Raw genomic sequence first — 19482 nt, 5'->3', positions numbered from 1 at the left:
TTATCTCCTTTTTCTACATTAATTAAATAAAGAGTATCGCCATGGCCTGTGAACATCTGTCTATGAATTACAGTACATTCTGTCAAAAACCGAATAATGCCCTGACAGAACCGATGTTCTTCGGACAGCCGGTTAATGTAGCCCGTTATGACCAGCAGAAATTTGATATATTCGAAAAACTGATTGAAAAACAGCTTTCATTCTTCTGGCGTCCTGAAGAAGTAGATGTATCGCGTGATCGCATCGATTATGCCAATTTACCAGAGCATGAAAAGCATATTTTTATCAGTAATCTGAAATATCAGACCCTGCTTGATTCCATTCAGGGGCGCAGTCCTAATGTTGCCTTACTTCCTCTGGTATCTATTCCTGAGCTGGAAACATGGATTGAAACATGGTCTTTTTCTGAAACCATTCATTCACGCAGTTACACTCACATTATCCGCAATATCGTGAATGATCCTTCGGTTGTATTTGATGATATTGTACAAAACAAACACATTATTGCCCGTGCTGAAGAAATTGCCTGTTACTACGATGATTTAATCGAATATACCCAGTACTACAACTTACTGGGCGTAGGTGAACATGAGATTAACGGTAAAACCGTTGTAATCAATTTACATGAGCTGAAGAAAAAGCTGTATCTGTGCCTGATGTGTGTCAATGTGCTGGAAGCAATCCGCTTTTATGTTTCATTTGCATGCTCCTTTGCTTTTGCTGAGCGCGAACTGATGGAAGGCAATGCCAAAATCATCAAACTGATTGCCCGTGATGAAGCTTTACACCTCACAGGTACCCAGCAAATGCTTAATCTGATGCGTACCGGCGCAGATGATCCGGAAATGGCGGTGATAGCGGCTGAAACAGAAGAAGAATGTTTCCGGCTTTTCCGTCGTGCTGCCATACAGGAAAAAGACTGGGCAGAATATTTATTTAAAGACGGATCCATGATTGGTCTGAACAAAGATATTCTTGGTCAGTATGTCGAATATATCACCAATCTGCGTATGCAGGCTGTAGGCTTACCGCCGGCTTTTGAACACGCCAAACAAAATCCTATTCCGTGGATTAATGCATGGTTGTCTTCCGACAATGTTCAGGTAGCACCACAGGAAGTAGAAGTCAGCTCATATCTGGTTGGTCAGATTGATGCCGAACTTAATGAAGACGACTTAAGCGATTTTGAACTTTAAAATTTCTGTCTGAATCCAGTTTTCAACAAAATCTACCGGAGCAGCTTCAGCTAAAATGAGCTTAATCACCACCTGCGACAAAACATTCACTCTTCAGCAGGATGAAACCCTGCTGGAAGGTCTGGAACGTACCGGACATGAAGTTGAATATCAGTGTCGCAGCGGTTACTGTGGTTCATGCCGGCTCAAACTGCTATCCGGGCAGGTCAGTTATGCAGAACAGCCGCTGGCCTTTATCGCCCCGGGAGAGATACTTCCCTGCTGCTGTCAGGTAAAAACCGATTTGCATCTGGTCTGCCATCTTCGAACCGATACACCGGAACACAATCCAGACCTTTTTGACAACGATTTATTTGCAGATAAATAAAGTTAAACCGGTTATCTTTACCGCCGGAAAAAGGTAAAGTATCGTGACATCCATTTAACTCAGCACTAGGTAAAAACTTATGTTACTTGGCGTAAACATAGATCATGTGGCAACAGTACGTAACGCTCGCGGCAGTATCTATCCCAGCCCGCTGGAAGCAGCACTGCTTGCCGAAACACATGGTGCCGATCTGATTACCATGCATTTACGTGAAGATCGCCGCCATATTCATGATGCTGATGTATTTGCCGTAAAAAATGCCATCAGCACCCGTCTTAATCTGGAAATGGCACTTACCCCGGAAATGCTTGACAACGCTCTGGCTGTTCAGCCTGCCGACGTATGTATCGTACCGGAAAAAAGACAGGAAATTACCACAGAAGGCGGACTGGATGTTCTGTCACAACAGGATAAAGTAGCAGAATATGTCCAGAAACTGACAGCTGCGGGGATACGCGTATCACTGTTTATTGATGCTGATAGCCGGCAGATACAGGCCTGTCAGGAAGTCGGTGCACCAGTTATTGAGCTGCATACCGGTGCTTATGCTGATGCACCTGAAATGCAACAGCGCCGGCAGCAGCTGGCACGAATCGAAGAAGCAGCTCATCAGGCCAGTGAAATGGGCATAATTGTTAATGCCGGCCATGGTCTGAATATTCACAATGTCACCCCTATTGCTAAAATTCTGGCTATAAACGAACTGAATATTGGTCATGCCCTGATTGCTCAGGCTATTTTCATCGGCTTACCACAAGCCATTGAACAAATGAAGACCACTATTTTCCGTGCACGCAGCCTTCCTTATTAACCTAACCTTTTACCAGCAAAAGGAACAACATGATTTACGGCATAGGTACAGATTTAGTTAAAATTGAACGTATTGCCAAAATGTGTAAAACCTATGGTGCTAATGCCGTAGCAGCAAAAATGCTGTCACGGATTGAAGCACTAGAGTGGCCTTCAGCCAATCATCCTGTACAGTTTCTGGCCAAACGCTTTGCCGCTAAAGAAGCTTTTGCCAAAGCCGTCCATACCGGTCTGCGCAGTCCGGTGACCCTACGCAATATCGGAATCGGTCATAATGAACTCGGCCGGCCTGAATTTATTGTTGAAAAACCATTAGCACAATGGCTCAGACAAAAAAACATTGGCCGTATCCATCTGAGTCTCACAGATGAAGACGACTACATAGTGGCTTTTGCTGTAGCAGAGTATGCTAAATGACGCAGGATAATCTCATCGAAGTAGTTGCCGGTGTCCTTTATAACCAGCGCGGTGAATTTCTGCTTAGTTCACGACCGGCAGGTAAAGCATATGCCGGGTACTGGGAATTTGCCGGCGGTAAAGTAGAATCAGGGGAAAGCCCGCTGGCGGCATTGCAGCGGGAATTTGCCGAAGAACTGGGCATAACCGTTAATTCAGCTACACCATGGATAAGCAAAACTCATCGTTATGAACATGCCCACGTACATTTGCAATTTTATCGCATTGCTGCCGATCAGTGGCAGGGACAACTAACTGCACGAGAACAGCAAAGCTGGAGCTGGCAGCAGCCCGGTTGTCTTACTGTTACCCCCATATTACCTGCTAATGCACCTATTCTGGCCGCATTAGCCATCCCCGCTCATATGAGCGGAAATTTAAATACAGGTTTTCATACCGCGGCAAAGCAGGAACCTGCCTTAAAAATATACCCTTACCACTCAGGAATAGCAGCAGAATCAATTATTTACACACCAGCAGATCAGCTACAGCAACTGGCGAATCTGCATCCTGTCAGCGCCATCTGGGCTATATGTCATAACAGTGAAGAGTGGCTACAGGCACAAGCAGCTGCGGCGATAATCTGGCCGGTTGGCCAGCATGAAGATATTCAGCTGCTGCTTCATCTGCTGCATAATCAGCCTTCCTCTGTACCCGTTATGGTTTTACAGCAAATAAACGCTCAGCTCATTGCACAGCCAGACTGGATGACATTGGGTGTTCATGGCATCATACTGGAACAACAATAATAAGTATTACAGCCTCTGTGTATTCACGACCACCTGTACTGCAATTACCGGATAATTTTTCTTAATTTATATTGGTCTGTCAATCTCATGAATCAGCCCGCAAAAAAATCAACTGCTGTTATCATCGGACTACTTATTTTTATCATAGCTGTTCCGCTTATTATTGGCATAGTTTTCTGGCATAACACCCGTACCGATGCTTTGAGCACACTCAGTAACTGTAATGTCCGCACCGGCTGCATATTACCCGGAGGAGCTGTCATTCAATTTACGCCTCCGGCAGATATCACTAAACCTTTTGATATCAGCATGCGTAAAGTACCTGCTTCTGTAAAACGAATCAGCATACATTTCACCATGCGTAATATGAGTCTGGGTTTTAATCGTACCGACTTCAAACCGCAGGGACAGGGGGTATGGACAGCTTACCGTGCCGTATTGCCCGTATGTGTTGACGAACGTAATGACTTTCTTGGTGATTTAACTGTTGACGGCAAGCATTACAATATTGTGTTCACTGCACCGTAAACAGCACAGCATATAAGCATTGCATCTCAGACGGTTTCACCCGTACAATCACAGACATTGATTACCTTGCCATTAAAAGGATTCAGGTCATGATCAGCAAAAAATTTTTTGAAGACATCAGCGATAAACTCGGCGATACCATCAGTAACAGTCCCATTAAAGATATGGAAAAAAATGTTAAATCTATGCTTGGCAGTGCTTTTAACCGGATGGATTTGATTACACGTGAAGAATTCGATATTCAGCAACAGGTCTTACTAAAAACCCGGGAAAAACTGGCTGAGCTGGAAAGCAGAGTGATCGCGCTGGAAGCGTTGTTAGCACAAAATAATAACAACCATGAAACCACCGATCCGGCTGCTCCGACAGATAATCATACTGATTTGTCTGACTAAGGAATTACGCCATGTCATGGGCAGTTGTTTATAGTCGTGCTCTGGCTGGCATGGCAGCACCACTCGTAGAGGTAGAAGCTCATCTGGCCAACGGCTTACCTGCATTCAGCATTGTTGGTCTGCCGGATACAGAAGTTAAAGAAAGCAGAGATCGGGTAAGAGCGGCTATTATTCAGTCCGGTTTTGACTTTCCGGCTAAAAAAATTACCGTTAATCTGGCACCTGCTGATTTACCCAAAGAATCAGGCCGGTTTGATTTACCGATAGCTATCGGCATACTGGCAGCATCCGGTCAGATTGATGGTACTAATCTGCATCAGTATGAACTAGCCGGAGAACTTGGCCTGTCCGGTCAGATCAGGCCTATCCGCGGAGCTATCGCCATGGCAGAAGCAGCCAGACAGCACCAGCGTTCATTTATTTTGCCCTCAGATAATGCTTTTCAAACTGCCCTGTTACCCGATGCGCATGTTTATGGCGCCGATACATTATTGGCTGTAGCAGCTCATCTTAATCAGGACCAACCACTTTCCCCTGTTGATGTACAACATATACAACAACAGCCTGATGAAACAAACTATCCTGATATGGCTGATGTACGCGGGCAACAAACAGCCAGACTGGCACTGGAGATCGCCGCAGCCGGCGGTCACAGTATCCTCATGTCCGGACCGCCTGGAACCGGTAAATCTATGCTGGCACAGCGTCTACCCGGTATCTTACCGCCACTTACAGCCAAAGAACTCGTCAGTGTCTGGTCATTACAGTCACTGTTGCCTCACGGACAGCAAAAATACCGCCTGAACCGGCCATTTCGCTCGCCCCATCATAGTACTTCGGCTGTTGCACTGGTAGGTGGCGGCTCTGATCCCCGACCCGGTGAAATTTCACTGGCACATCATGGTATTTTATTTTTGGACGAACTGCCGGAATTCGACCGGAAAGTTCTTGAAGTTCTGCGAGAACCACTGGAAAGCGGAGAAATTCATATCTCACGCGCAGCACGTCAGGCTACTTATCCGGCTGAATTCCAGCTGATAGCAGCAATGAATCCCTGCCCTTGTGGTTATCTCGGACATCCAGTTAAACCATGTCGCTGTACGCCCGAAGCCATAACCCGTTACCGTGATAAAATTTCCGGTCCGCTGCTTGACCGTATAGATTTGATAATTGAAGTGCCCAGTTTACCAGCCAGTGATCTGTTACAGCAGGCAAACGGCGAAAACAGCAGCAGTATTCGTGAGCGTGTCAGAACAGCACGCTCGCGCCAGTATCAGCGTCAGGGTAAAATCAATGCTCAACTGAGCAACCGTGAACTGGATGATATAGCCCGAATCACCCCTGAAGCCAAACAAACCCTGGCCAGTGTGATGGAAAAATTGTCGCTGTCAGCACGCAGTTTTCATCGTATTTTACGTATTGCACGTACCTTAGCAGATATGAATGATATACATGATGTTGAAACCAGTCACATTTTACGCGCCATAAGCTTCCGCCGTGCTTTATAATATCAGCAGAATTGAAATTGATAATGTTATCTATACAGATAACTTCCGGTTCTGAACAGAATTTGCCGTATATAATGCCAAACATAAAGGCTTTTAACATGCATATGTACACACCACTTCGTCAGGCAGGTAAGGGGCTTGTCAGCTTTATAATAGGTTTGCTTCTGGCAACCTTAATCATTGCCTGTATCCTGTTCTTCCTGAATAAAAGCAAATCAGATTTTAAAATTCCTGATAATCCCGCTGCTTCTGTTCCGCCACAACCCGAAATACTTACTCCGGCCAATAGTACAACAGCATCTTCTCAAATCTTTACTCCTGATACTCCTGCGTCTTCAGGAACCACCGTTGAAACCCCGGAGACTATACCAGCTTCACAACCGGTCAATATGGGAGGGATTGAAAATGACATTACTATTGAACACACACTGACAACACAACCACCCATACCACATAAAACACCAGAAAAAACACCCAGAAAAGCACCCCCAGTCAGTCATACAGATATAACTCCGGAACAAATTCTGAATAACGGTAGTATTGAAAAAGCTCAGCGTGCAGCAGCAAAGCAGCATAGTGAAGACAAAGTTTTTTTACAAATCGGTTCATATAACAACCGTACTGATGCCGATGCCCAGCGTGCAAAACTAGTGATGCTGGGAATTAACAGCAGCGTGCATAGTGCTAAAGTGAACGGTACAATCAAATATCGTGTTCAGACTGATAATCTGAGTCAGAATCAGGTAAAACAGATTAAACAAACTTTACAGCAGCACAATATCGACAGCCTGACCAGAACAGCATCCTGAGTCAGCCAGTTTCATAACAGGAAATTAACATGCTAAAAAAAATCATTACTACCATGGTGACAGCAATGGCTTTTGTCACTGGTATAGCACAGGCAGCAATAGTAAAAATAGATTATGATGTACTGGATAAACCCATTCCGCAACTGCATAAAGACAAAGTAGAAGTTCTGGAATTTTTTTCCTACAGCTGTGTCCACTGCTCACATCTTGAGCCATTTATGCTTAAAGAAATGCAGTCTTTTGCGCCTGATACCTATCTGCGTCCCGTTCATGTTGTCTGGGATGATGACGTTTATTTCAATCTTGCCCGTGTTGCTGCAGCAGTAAACAGTACCGGCATGAAATTACAGGCAGACCCATTAATCTTTGATGCTATTTTTAATAAACACATCGAATTATGGCAACCTAACGTATTCAATAAATGGGCAGTAGAACAGACTGCTTTTGACGGGCAAAAACTGGTAAAAGCCTATAACAGTCTGGAAAATTCAGCTACGGCCACCAGCATGCGTAAAATGGGCGAAAAATACAATATTACGTCAACACCCACTGTTATTGTAGGCGGCAAATACGTACTTAAATTTCCGAAAGGATTTGCAGCAGGAATGAAAACAATGAATGAACTAATTGAAAAAGTACGCAATGAAAATAGCGCACATGCTGCAAGCACACGTAAACTACCCAAAAGCATAGGTGCCTCACTGGCAGCCTCTGCCAATCGATAGACTCTGGTCTTCGATCAAAACAATAGTGTGTTTAACCTTAAACACACTATTGTTTTGTATAAATTTCATGGCTTAAATACACAAATACAGTAAATAAAATGGATATTGTCTTGTTTTTAAAAGCCCTGATTCTGGGCATTGTAGAAGGTTTGACCGAATTTCTGCCTGTTTCCAGTACCGGACATCTGATAGTAGTCGGTAATCTGCTGAAATTTGAGACTACAGGTGAAGTATTCGACATTACGATTCAGCTTGGTGCAATTCTTGCCATTGTTTTTGAATATAAACACCGATTTGCTCATATCATTACCCATATTGGTAAAGAACCGGCTACCAACCGCTTTATTCTCAATCTGGCTATAGCCTTTATTCCCGCTGCCATCATGGGCTTACTGTTCAGTGAACAAATCAAGCATTATCTGTTTAATCCAATTACTGTTGCTACGGCACTTGTAATAGGCGGTTTACTGATTCTCTGGATTGAAAAACGTCAGAGCCGTACCGAACCAAAAGTTAAAACTGTTGAGGACATGCGGCCTCGCGATGCACTTATCGTCGGACTGGCGCAAATTCTGGCATTAATTCCCGGTACATCTCGTTCTGGAAGTACAATTATGGGCGGCATGCTTTGGGGAATTGAGCGCAAAACAGCAACAGAGTTTTCTTTTTTTCTGGCCGTACCAGTAATGATTGCTGCCACCGGTTACGACATGCTTAAACATCTGCATGAATTTACCCGGGATGATCTATTGCTGATTGCAATTGGTTTTGTTGCCGCATTTCTTTCTGCTCTGGTTGCAGTGAAAGCTTTATTGCGTTTTGTTGCCCATAAAAATTATATTCCTTTCGCGTGGTACCGAATTGTATTTGGCGGTATCATTTTACTTACCTGGGCTACAGGCTGGGTAAAATGGTAATCAGAATCTAATTGTCTCTGGTATAAAAACGTTAAATTGTGATAAAGTGATATTTTAAAAGACCTCAGGCACAACATTCAGCTGCCTTTCCACGTCCACGTCACACTGTTCCGTCAGGGTCAGTGTGGCTTGTATTTTGTGAGGAATCCCAATGCAGTCTTGGCAATTGCCCGAATATATTGCCGACATTCTACCTTCAGCGGCGCGCCAGCTTGAAAGCGCCAAAGAACAGCTGTTAGCACTTTATCGCGTCCATGGCTACGAACTTGTCAGCCCCCCTTTACTTGAATACAGCCAGTCCTTACTTACCCGTATTGATGAAGGGCTGTCACTAAAAACCATCCGTGTTGTCGATCAGCTTAGTGGCCGGCAGCTTGGTCTGCGCGCAGATATCACACCCCAGGTTGCCCGTATAGATGCTCATCTGCTGTCAGCCAATAGCGGGATTAACCGATTGTGTTACGCCGGTCCGGTTTTACATGCACGACCTGACGGCTTTTTAAGTACCCGGGAGCCTTTACAGATCGGCGCTGAATTATATGGATATGCGGGTATCGAAGCCGATATCGAACTTATTGATTTAATGCTCAAAAGCCTGGCCATTGTCAAAGTACCCAAACCAACACTTTCACTTGGACATATCGGTATTTTTCATACACTGGCTAATGCTGCCAGCCTGACTACACAACAAGCGGCAACTTTATTACAGCTGATGCAGGCTAAAGATGCAGCCGCAGTTCAGCAGTGTGTACAACAATGGCAGCTTTCTGAGCAGTGGATTAAAGCTTTCGTCGCTTTACCTGCATTATATGGAACCCAGACAGTATTGCAGACTGCCGCAGACTGTCTGCCAGACCTGCCGGAAATAAGTGAAGCATTACAGCAGCTCCGGCAAATCTGCACAGCATTTGCAAACCATAATATATTTATTGATTTAAGTGAATTGCGGGTAGACAACTACCATACCGGATTGCTGTTTGCCGCCTATAGCGAAGACTGGCCGGACGCACTGGCACGAGGCGGACGTTATAATGGTTTGGGTAAATATTTTGGCCGTAACCGCCCTGCTTCTGGCTTTAGTTTTGATTTACGTGATTTAATCGGGCATCTGCCTCCGGTAGAAAAACTGCGCGGCATAAAAGTCAGCGTACAAGATGCCTCTGCTGCAAAAACCGAAATAGAGCAACTGCGTTCAGCCGGTGAGTGTGTCATTATTGATTACACTCCCGAATGTAACGATATCAGAGGATGCGACCGCCAGCTGGTATGGCAAAACCAGCAATGGCAGCTGATTCCTTTGTAGCAATAATTAACCCTTAGTATGAGCAGGTAAAACCATATGGCAAAAAACGTCGTTGTTGTCGGCACCCAGTGGGGTGATGAAGGCAAAGGTAAAATTGTAGACTGGCTGACTGAACGTGCCTCCGGCGTGGTACGTTATCAGGGCGGACATAATGCAGGGCATACTCTGGTGGTCAATGGCAAAAAAACTGTTTTGCGCCTGATTCCCAGTGGTATTTTACATACAGGTAAACGTTGTTTTATCGGTTCTGGTGTTGTCGTATCACCAGAAGCCCTGCTTAGCGAAATGGCTGAATTACAGCAGGCGGGTATTGATGTAACCAAACAATTAACCATTGCACCGACCTGTCCCTTAATTCTTCCCTATCATATCGCTCTTGATCATGCTCGTGAAGCAGCCAAGGGGGATAAGAAAATCGGCACGACCGGTCGTGGTATCGGACCTGCATATGAAGACAAGATTGCCCGGCGTGCAGTTCGTATTATGGATTTATTCCAGCCTGATGTTTTACAGCAGAAAATTAAAGATGCAGTAGCCATTTATAACTGCCAGCTTACCGGCCTGTATGGTCAGGAAGCACTTGATGCTGAAAAAATTTACCAGCAGACTCTGGAACTGGCCGATCAGATAAAACCAATGGTCGGAGATGTTTCCCGTGAACTGAACGACATGAATGCCCGTGGTGAATCCTTGCTGTTTGAAGGTGCTCAGGGTACTTTCCTTGATATTGATTACGGTACCTATCCTTTCGTTACCTCCTCTAACTGTATTGCCGGAGCGGCAGCTGTTGGTTCTGGTGTAGGACCGACTAAACTTGATTACGTACTGGGTATTGTCAAAGCATACACAACACGAGTTGGTTCCGGACCATTCCCGACCGAACTTTTCGATAGCGTGGGTGAAGGTCTGGCAGAACGCGGCAATGAATTTGGTGCAGTAACCGGACGTCCGCGCCGCTGCGGCTGGTTTGATGCTGCTCTGATGAAACGGTCTATTCAGGTAAATGGTATTTCCGGTTTATGTTTAACTAAACTAGACGTTATGGACGGCATGGATAGCATTAATATTTGTGTCGGTTATGATTATAACGGGCAAAAAATAGATATTTTGCCTTGTGGTTCCGACGCCGTTTCTGCCTGTACGCCTATTTATGAAACAATGCCGGGCTGGCAGGAAAGCACTTTTGGTCTGAAATCATACGACGCACTACCAGACAATGCTAAAGCCTATCTGAAACGTATTGAAGAAATTTGCGGTGCTCCGATTGCCATGATTTCTACCGGTCCTGATCGGGAAGAAACTATTCTGCTCCGTCATCCATATGAATAACTGAAATTAAAAATAAACCCATCAGCTGATGGGTTTATTTTTAAAACAAATCAATCAATTCAGCACATATTACCTTTAAACTGATTAATTAGTCGCTTAGATAAATGCTTATCACTCAAAAAACAGCCGGCTTTATCAGTTAAAAAGGTTATGCCACCACATGGCGATACCATCCAGCCAGCGACCAAACCCGCTTGCTTCGCCCACATTCTCCAGTGCCACAACATTCTGTCGGGCAATTTCCTGTTTACCTGACAGCAATTTTAAAGTTCCGATATTCTGACCTTTGTACACCGGTGCTACCACTGGTTGAACAGCTTCCAGCTCTACAGATAATTGTTTAGCACTACCAGAAGGCAAAGTGACATAAGCATCACCTAAAAAACCTGCTGCTACTTTCCTGTGTGCACCTTTATAAACAGTAATATCACTTACTTTATGTCCGGCCGGATATAATCTGACCGTAGTAAAATTAGTCAGAGCCCAGCTTAATAATTTACTTCCCTCTGCTGCTCTGGCCTCACTACTGTCAGCTCCTACCAGTACAGCTACAATTTTGCGTTCATTGCGTTTACTGCTTACAACCAGATTGTAACCACCATGTATAGTATAGCCGACTGCCAGACCATCTACCTGATCATCTCTGAATAGGAGCAAATTACGGTTTAACTGAGTAACACCATTATAAGCAAAAGATTTTTTAGCAAACCAGCTCTGATATTGCGGAAAATCGCGCACCAAAGCCTGAGCCAGCAGCAGCAGATCCCCCACACTGCTATATTGTCCCTCTGCCGGTAATCCGGTGCAATTGACAAAATTGGTATTTGTCAGTCCCATTTTTTGCGCCTCAGCATTCATCTTGCGCACAAATGCTTTTTCGTTTCCGCTCACAGCCTCAGCCAGCGTAATTGCTGCATCGTTAGCTGAGATAACCAGCATACCCTGCACAACGGTTTCCACATTTACCGGAACACCCTGCTGTAAAAACATCCGGCTACCGTCTGCCTGCCAGCCGGTAGCGGAAACTTTTAGCTGTTGCTGCGCTTTCAGTTTACCCGTATGCAAAGCATTAAATACCAGATAAGCTGTCATTAGCTTTGTCAGAGCAGCAGGTTCAATCCGGGCATCAATATCACGGCTGGCCAGAACTGTACCACTTTGCTGATCTGCCACTGCATATGCAGCAGCATTAATTTCAGGCATAGTTACAGCATGTGTCGGTAGCAAAACACTCATCAGCACAGTTGTAATGAGCCAGCGAAAAAAATTTCTCATCATTTCTATTATCAAATTTAAATCTGAATTAACCACGATTAACTACTTCCATAACCGCTTATTATAAACAGTAGTCTGCACAAGAGAAGCAATATTGGCAAATTTACTTGCATAAAAAAAACAGCCGCGTTATCGTTAATTTTTGATTAATTCAGTTAAGCAGATAATCTGCAAAATAAAATCAGTTTTTCATTCTACATTATGAACAATCACACAAACTACCTTACCCGCATTCTTACTGCCGCAGTATATGATGTGGCCATTGAAACACCCTTGGATTATGCTGCTAATCTGTCAGATCGACTCAACAATCACATCTGGCTGAAACGGGAGGATTTACAACCAGTATTCTCTTTCAAAATCCGCGGGGCCTATAACAAAATGGCCAAGCTGGATAAAAATGCCCTGGAAAAAGGTGTCATCACGGCCTCAGCCGGCAACCATGCTCAGGGCGTAGCGCTTTCAGCACAAAAACTGGGTTGTGAAGCAACTATCGTTATGCCACAGACCACACCACAAATTAAAATCGATGCTGTAAAAAAACGCGGTGGCAAAGTAGTACTGGCTGGTGAGTCCTATAATGATGCCTACAACCATGCCATGCAACTGGTTGCCCAAAGTGGCCTCACATATATTCCACCGTTTGATGATCCGGATGTCATTGCCGGACAGGGTACCATCGGTATGGAAATATTACGCCAGCATCCGAAACCTATTGATGCTGTATTTGTTGCTATTGGCGGTGGCGGGCTGGCTGCAGGAGTGGCAGCGTACATTAAAAATGTACGTCCGGAGGTCAAAGTAATCGGCGTAGAAACTGAAGATGCCTGTGCTATGAAGCAATCTATTGCTGCCGGCAAACGCATAGAACTTAAAGAAGTAGGTCTGTTTGCGGATGGTACTGCAGTTAAACTGGTAGGTGAAGAAACATTCACACTATGCAAAGACTTACTGGATGATATTATTATTGTAGATACCGATAGTATTTGTGCTGCAATTAAAGACATTTTCGATGATACCCGCAGTATTACGGAAACCTCAGGTGCACTGGCTCTTGCCGGATTAAAAACCTATATCGCCCGGAATCAATGTCAGCATCAAAATCTAATCGCAGTAACCAGCGGTGCAAATATGAATTTCCATCAACTGCGCCACGTCTCTGAACGCTGTGAACTGACAGAGGGACATGAAGGAATTTTTGCGGTAACCATCCCGGAAAAACCCGGTAGCTTTCGTTTTTTCATTGATCTAATCGGTAACAGAAATATTACCGAATTCAATTATCGTTATGGTGATGACCAGAAAGCCCATATATTTGTTGGTATTCAAAGCAATGATACTGCTGATTTACAGACTATCGTACAGGAACTGAACAACAATGGTTTGCCGGCTCTGGATCTCACCCATAACGAAATGGCCAAACTGCATATCCGATATATGGTGGGTGGTCGTACCAGCAAAGTGGCTAATGAACGTCTGATTAGTTTTGAATTTCCTGAGCGACCGGGTGCCTTGAGACGTTTTCTGATACATATGCAATCCGACTGGAACATTACTTTGTTCCATTATCGCAATCACGGAGCCGATTTCGGTCGCGTACTGGTTGGTTTGAATATTCCCCCGGCTGATGCAGAAAAGTTCTATGCATTTCTGGATAATGTGGGTTATATCTATCAGGAACAAACTCACAATGCCGCTTATCAGCTATTTCTGAGCGAATCCGCCACTGCCTGATAATTAATCAGAAATACAACCACAAAACAACAGACAGAGTAATTGCTGAAATTACTCTGTCTGATTTTTTAAATGAATCTGTAACTGGCTTAATCTTTCCTAGTGATATTTTTATTCTCCATTCTGCCATTAAGCCGATTTTATCTGTAAATTATACTGTTTACTTTACATTACGGCGTTCATAAACAGCCTGAGCCAGAGTACCCGCATCTATGTATTCCAGTTCTGCTCCGAGTGGCATACCTCGCGCCAGACGCGTAACTTTTGCCGGAAACTCAGCCAGTAATTGTGCCAGCACATACGCAGTAGCATCTCCTTCAGCAGTAAAATTGGTAGCAATAATAATCTCATCTACTTCATGATGCTGTAATCGCGTTACCAGTTTACCCAAAGCAATGGCCTGCAAATCTGCTCCCTGAGCCGGACTAACCTGTCCCATCAATACAAAATACATACCATCATGGCAATGTGCTGATTCCATACTGGCTACATCCACCGGCATTTGTACTATCATTAATCGCCTGGTGTCACGCTGCTCATCAGAACAAATTGCACACAATTCACCTTCACAGAAAGTATTACATAAACGACAATGCTGTACCTGTAATAAAGCAGCTTGAATTGCTTCCACCAGCTCTTCTGCGCCCTGACGCTGGTGCTGTAATAATTCATATGCCATGCGCTGCGCTGTTTTAGGGCCAACATTAGGCAATACTTTTAATGCATTGGTTAAGCGGCTAAATGCGTCCACTTGTTTTGTACTCATTCTTTACCTGTAACAAACTCTTAAGTCATACATAAAACCAGCCCGTTTTCACTGATTGACTGCCCGGATCTATATCCATAAAAACTATAGACTATTTTATATATAGTTCTCATGAATTTAAACTTTTATCAGACCGGAAGAAACAGGACTGGCTTCATCAACTCAGAGAAACATCTTTACCTTATCCAACCTGAGATTTGTATACCATGTAAGATTACAATCAGACTAACCCGGATCACTTACTATCCTGCCTTCTGAACTTAAATATAACATTTTACCTGCTTAGTTTCGTAACTAAGCAGAAAACAATGGTTTTAATGATAACAACTTAAACTAAAAACAATAAAAAAGGGTAACGGTTACGTTACCCTTTTTTATTGGAGTAATTATTTAAATAAATCTCCCATACCTGCCGGTAAATTCATACCCTGAGTAAACTGACTCATACGTTCTGAAGAAGTTGATTCAGCTTTACGTACGGCATCATTAACCGCAGCTGCAATCAAATCTTCCAGCATCTCTTTGTCATCAGCAGCATCTGCAAGCAAACTGTCATCAATATGGATACGTTTTACTCCATAGTGACAATTCATGGTTACCTTAACCATACCAGCCCCAGATTCACCTTCCACCTCTACATTAGCCAGATCAGCCTGCGCCTTTTTCATACGTTCCTGCATCTGTTGCGCCTGCTTCATCAAACCACCCAAACCTGCTTTTCCAAACATAATATCTTCCTTACACGTCAATTAAATAGAGAGAAAAATTAAACAAATAATGGCAATTATTCTTTATCCAGATGTAAACTTTCCGGTATCCATTCTGCATTAAAAATTTCCATCAGCATCTTTACAGCGGGCTGCGCTTCTAACACTGTCTTTGCCTGCTGTTGTTGTTCTGCATGTAATCGCTGCTGACGCATTTGCGGTGTTTCCGGCATACTCTGCTCCTGCCAGCTACAGGTATGCAGATGTATCGGCCGTTGATAAACTTCTGACAACGATTCAGCTAGCCGGTTTAATAACTCACGATTGGCTGTCGGCTCACCCTGCTCAGCCAGAGCAATAGTTAAATCACCATTATTTTCATCATAAGCAACAATCGCCGTATGCTGACTGAACAACTGTACTGCACCGAGACGATGTGCCAGCAAAGTTAAAATTTCCGGCCAGTTCTCTGCTGTCAATGGCGGAAAAGCCTTTTTTACCAGAGATAAATTCTGAGCATCTCTGGGGTTTTCTGCGGATATATCCGTATCTTCATCATACTTTTCTGCCGCGTTTGCATTGTCTGATTCTACAGCCTCAAACACACTCACAGCCTCGTAGGATAAGTCATCAACACCTGTTTCCCAGGGTGGCGGAGGCTCATCGCTAATCGTTACAGACTGAGATTCCTGCAAAGCAGGTGATGAATCATTTAATATCTTGCTATCAGCAGCTGTTATCGACGACGATTTTTTTTCGATTATTTCAGTTTCTAATGTTACCGGTACTTCAGTAGTTGCATCAGATGCTGTCTCTGACAGTGCTTCAGATACTGAAGCTGGACTATTTTTTTCAGAAACAGTTGGTATATTATCAATCTGCTTATTGTTTACTGGCACATCATGCAACTGTGTACCATCGATTTGCCCATGCAAACGTTGTGTATTCAGTGCAGCCAGAGGTGCAAATGCAAGCATCCGCAATAAGGTCATGACAAACCCGGCTTTCTCATCCGGAGCAAGCGGCAAATCTGCCTTACCTCGTAATACACACTGATAATATAATTGAATCTGCTCTCCTGAAAACAAACCCGCAAAACGGGTTAAAGCCGTATATTCAGGATCATCAGCGCCGACTGCCGGAACAGATTGCAGTATTGTTAATCGCTGTAATAACAGAGCCAGCTCAGTTAACGCACTATCAAATCCTACCGCGCAACTGGCCATTTCCTCCGCTTTAGCCAGTAATGCCTGACCATCCCGTACAGCCAAGGCTTCCAAAAGCGCATACAAATAACTTTTATCAACCGCACCAATCATATTCCGCACATCAGATTCAGTTACCTTTCCTGAACCAATGGCAATAGCCTGATCAAGCAAACTGAGTGCATCACGCATTGAGCCGGCAGCAGCCCGGCCTAACAGCCATAATGCCGGATCTTCATAAGCAATTTGTTCCTGCTGTAATACATAAACCAGATGATCATGTACCTGAGTACTATTCAGATTGCGCAAGACAAATTGCAGACACCGGCTTAAAACCGTAATCGGTACTTTCTGCGGATCTGTTGTCGCCAGAATAAATTTCACATGTTCAGGCGGCTCTTCTAAAGTTTTGAGCATGGCATTAAAAGCACTTTTCGACAACATGTGCACTTCGTCGATGATATAGACTTTATACTGCCCCATCGTTGGCGCATATTGTGCGTTTTCGAGTACTTCGCGGATATTATCAATTCCTGTATTGGAAGCAGCATCAATTTCCAGCACATCAACAAAACGGCCGGCATCAATCTGGCGACAAGAATCACATTGGTTACATGGCTCACCATGTTCAGTATGCTGGCAATTCAGGCTTTTGGCCAGAATACGGGCAATGGTGGTTTTACCTACACCCCGAGTCCCTGTAAGCATATAAGCATGATGCAAACGTCCTTTATCAAGCGCATTTAACAATGCCCTGACTACATGCTCCTGTCCTACTAAATCGGCGAACTTTTTTGGTCGCCATTTTCGTGCCAATACTTGATAAGTCATAACCATCCGCAACTGCCAGCCACAGCAAAACTTAAAGGCAAAATAAATCTTGTTCAGTGCAATCTAAACAAGCACTTTATTGTAACCAAAAACCAGCATAAAAGGTTATACCAAAGCCACAAACCAGGTGAAACAATCAGATGAAACAACCTCAACTTGCTTTAACATCTGTTGTTATTACTTTAAATAGTTAAGATTGCAGAATATATATTTAATATGCTTAAATCATCAATAATAAATTAAAGTACAAATATTTTACACAAATCGCTCTTAGTAAATATAACTACGCGAAAATAAAAACAAATAAAAATTCATTTGCTACATGAAAAATTATCTGAATACATGTAAACACGCACTTAGTCTGTATGCTTAATTATAAATCAATCTTAATTTATGAAATATATAACATTACTTGAGCAGCTGCGTTTAACAATCACATTATTCCAATATTAAATATTTTTACCCTTAATCTAAGCATTTGGATGAGTAAAAAATTACCAGAGATTTATTTATCCTTGTCAAAAGAGTTCATATTTACAAATTAACCTACCAATAATTTGATATAAATACACAATATATCAATATTATTTGTTTTAAATAAAATAATTAATTTATATTAATAACAGGGTCAATATAATTTTAAAAAGATATTTTTAGTGAGCCTGTACATGGATCATCCTTATTATCACACTGATAGTTATGTTTTTGTATGGATATTTATACTGCCTTTTTTCTACATCGTTTTTCTTCCTACCCTGATAATTGTTTATGGAAAAATTTATAAATTTATCAAAATAGGCTTTGCCATTATTATTGCCGGATGGTTAGTTTTCAGCCTGATATTTGCTGACATCTATATTTTTTTATTTTCAATAACAGGAGCACTTTTTCCAGTTATTCTTCGCTACTGTCAGTCCTTCACCGCTCATTTTCAAGGCATTAAGCAAAAATTTTATTCTGTTATTGTTTATATTGTTTTGCCATTCTTATGTACCTTTTTCTGGCCAGCCTATCTTGTCGCTCCGCCGTTAATAGAATACTGGCAAAACCGTCCAGACAGTGAATGCAAACAAAATGGCCGATTAGTGGCTTTATCAGAAGATATTAACTTACGTATTTACCCGATCTCCAAATATCCATCATTTTGGATTAGAAGCCTTGCTCCTAAGTTAGAAGATTATATTTTTAATACCGCTCAAAAGAATTTTTGCAGGCAGTTTTCAGCTTCACAACCAACTTTAATCGACTCCATTGGTAAAATAAATATTGATTTAAATACTTTATGCCAACATCCGGTTTCAAAAAAAATGGCCGGCTATTGCGAAAATCTGGCAACCAGACAAATAAAATTTGAATGGCTTGAATTCGAACTGATAAAAAAAGATAAGAATACTAAAAGTCCCTGGCAACAATTTCAACATGATTTGGATAACAAATATATTTATACTAAAGAAGAAAAAATAAATTATGAAATAGTGAATCATCACACTGAATTGATTGAAAATTTAAAATTTGATAATCAAGTACAAATGTTTAAGTTTTTTGATCACTACTATAATGTCATAACCGTTCCCAATCCCGGTTGGTTACCATCTGTAACGGAACCTCTTGTTATTAATTGCCCGACTGATTATGATTTAAAATGCTATATAACTCATGATTTTACTAATAATTGGGAAGTTTCCTACTTATACTCTTTTACAATTAATTATAAGAATAATCCTGATAATGATGATCAAAATTCTATCAATCAAAAATTAGATGCAGCTAAACTGGCTTATCAGATTATAGAAAGTGTTATCGAGGAAATGCAGGTAAATCACTAGATTACTCATTATCTAATAAACACGAATAGCCATACTTAGATAAATT

Annotated in this window: 19 protein-coding genes; 15 read left to right on the top strand and 4 right to left on the bottom strand. The window is 42.6% G+C overall.

Translation table 11 applies throughout. The features are described 5' to 3' along the window. Nucleotides 1-62 precede the first annotated feature (62 nt). From nrdB to GYX91_RS03910, 13 genes are all read left to right on the top strand, one after another. Nucleotides 63-1196, top strand: coding sequence for a class Ia ribonucleoside-diphosphate reductase subunit beta (gene nrdB / locus GYX91_RS03970; RefSeq protein WP_096765293.1), 1134 nt, complete (start codon nt 63-65; stop codon nt 1194-1196). 55 nt (nt 1197-1251) lie between these two features. Continuing rightward, complete coding sequence (gene yfaE, locus GYX91_RS03965) at nt 1252-1563, top strand: class I ribonucleotide reductase maintenance protein YfaE (RefSeq protein ID WP_025330435.1); 312 nt, start codon at nt 1252-1254, stop codon at nt 1561-1563. A gap of 79 nt (nt 1564-1642) precedes the next feature. Next, on the top strand, nt 1643-2374 hold the full coding sequence (pdxJ, locus tag GYX91_RS03960; RefSeq protein ID WP_084564921.1) for a pyridoxine 5'-phosphate synthase: 732 nt from the start codon (nt 1643-1645) through the stop codon (nt 2372-2374). A 29-nt stretch (nt 2375-2403) separates the two neighbouring features. After that, the gene (acpS, locus tag GYX91_RS03955) at nt 2404-2790 is read left to right on the top strand and encodes a holo-ACP synthase (protein ID WP_084564923.1); all 387 of its coding nucleotides are present in this window, start codon (nt 2404-2406) and stop codon (nt 2788-2790) included. Further along, entirely contained in the window at nt 2787-3578 is a 792-nt protein-coding gene (locus GYX91_RS03950; RefSeq protein WP_174830004.1) for an NUDIX domain-containing protein, read from the top strand. The genes acpS and GYX91_RS03950 overlap by 4 nt, the downstream gene beginning before the upstream one ends. A gap of 87 nt (nt 3579-3665) precedes the next feature. Continuing rightward, nucleotides 3666-4106 carry a hypothetical protein gene (locus tag GYX91_RS03945; protein WP_078475298.1) on the top strand — a complete coding sequence of 147 codons (441 nt, stop codon included), beginning with the start codon at nt 3666-3668 and terminating at the stop codon, nt 4104-4106. An 89-nt stretch (nt 4107-4195) separates the two neighbouring features. Continuing rightward, complete coding sequence (locus GYX91_RS03940) at nt 4196-4501, top strand: accessory factor UbiK family protein (RefSeq protein ID WP_084551633.1); 306 nt, start codon at nt 4196-4198, stop codon at nt 4499-4501. Between the two features lie 11 nt (nt 4502-4512). Then, entirely contained in the window at nt 4513-6009 is a 1497-nt protein-coding gene (locus tag GYX91_RS03935; RefSeq protein ID WP_084551634.1) for a YifB family Mg chelatase-like AAA ATPase, read from the top strand. A gap of 104 nt (nt 6010-6113) precedes the next feature. Beyond that, nucleotides 6114-6818 (top strand): SPOR domain-containing protein, encoded by a 705-nt coding sequence (locus tag GYX91_RS03930; protein ID WP_174830003.1) that lies wholly within the window; start codon nt 6114-6116, stop codon nt 6816-6818. Between the two features lie 29 nt (nt 6819-6847). Next, nucleotides 6848-7543, top strand: a complete 696-nt coding sequence (locus GYX91_RS03925; RefSeq protein WP_078475302.1) for a thiol:disulfide interchange protein DsbA/DsbL — start codon at nt 6848-6850, stop codon at nt 7541-7543. A 98-nt stretch (nt 7544-7641) separates the two neighbouring features. After that, nucleotides 7642-8460, top strand: coding sequence for an undecaprenyl-diphosphate phosphatase (locus GYX91_RS03920; RefSeq protein ID WP_174830002.1), 819 nt, complete (start codon nt 7642-7644; stop codon nt 8458-8460). A gap of 151 nt (nt 8461-8611) precedes the next feature. Then, complete coding sequence (locus GYX91_RS03915) at nt 8612-9763, top strand: ATP phosphoribosyltransferase regulatory subunit (protein WP_174830001.1); 1152 nt, start codon at nt 8612-8614, stop codon at nt 9761-9763. Nucleotides 9764-9799: 36 nt separating this feature from the next. Beyond that, complete coding sequence (locus tag GYX91_RS03910) at nt 9800-11092, top strand: adenylosuccinate synthase (RefSeq protein ID WP_041880984.1); 1293 nt, start codon at nt 9800-9802, stop codon at nt 11090-11092. Between the two features lie 135 nt (nt 11093-11227). Here the strand turns inward: GYX91_RS03910 and GYX91_RS03905 are convergent, their stop codons facing one another. Further along, nucleotides 11228-12370 carry a D-alanyl-D-alanine carboxypeptidase family protein gene (locus GYX91_RS03905; protein WP_174830000.1) on the bottom strand — a complete coding sequence of 381 codons (1143 nt, stop codon included), beginning with the start codon at nt 12368-12370 and terminating at the stop codon, nt 11228-11230. A gap of 198 nt (nt 12371-12568) precedes the next feature. Between GYX91_RS03905 and ilvA the strand changes: the two genes are divergently transcribed. Beyond that, the gene (ilvA, locus tag GYX91_RS03900; RefSeq protein ID WP_174829999.1) at nt 12569-14101 is read left to right on the top strand and encodes a threonine ammonia-lyase, biosynthetic; all 1533 of its coding nucleotides are present in this window, start codon (nt 12569-12571) and stop codon (nt 14099-14101) included. A gap of 160 nt (nt 14102-14261) precedes the next feature. Here the strand turns inward: ilvA and recR are convergent, their stop codons facing one another. From recR to dnaX, 3 genes are all read right to left on the bottom strand, one after another. Continuing rightward, complete coding sequence (gene recR, locus GYX91_RS03895; RefSeq protein ID WP_174829998.1) at nt 14262-14867, bottom strand: recombination mediator RecR; 606 nt, start codon at nt 14865-14867, stop codon at nt 14262-14264. Nucleotides 14868-15253: 386 nt separating this feature from the next. Further along, complete coding sequence (locus tag GYX91_RS03890; RefSeq protein WP_025330421.1) at nt 15254-15595, bottom strand: YbaB/EbfC family nucleoid-associated protein; 342 nt, start codon at nt 15593-15595, stop codon at nt 15254-15256. A gap of 56 nt (nt 15596-15651) precedes the next feature. Next, entirely contained in the window at nt 15652-17610 is a 1959-nt protein-coding gene (dnaX, locus tag GYX91_RS03885; RefSeq protein WP_174829997.1) for a DNA polymerase III subunit gamma/tau, read from the bottom strand. A gap of 668 nt (nt 17611-18278) precedes the next feature. Here dnaX and GYX91_RS03880 point away from each other — a divergent pair. Beyond that, entirely contained in the window at nt 18279-19436 is a 1158-nt protein-coding gene (locus tag GYX91_RS03880; protein ID WP_174829996.1) for a hypothetical protein, read from the top strand. Nucleotides 19437-19482 lie beyond the last annotated feature (46 nt).

It is taken from the genome of Snodgrassella sp. ESL0304, assembly GCF_013344995.1.
Taxonomy (GTDB): domain Bacteria; phylum Pseudomonadota; class Gammaproteobacteria; order Burkholderiales; family Neisseriaceae; genus Snodgrassella; species Snodgrassella alvi.
This window is presented reverse-complemented; position numbering and strand designations above follow the sequence as displayed.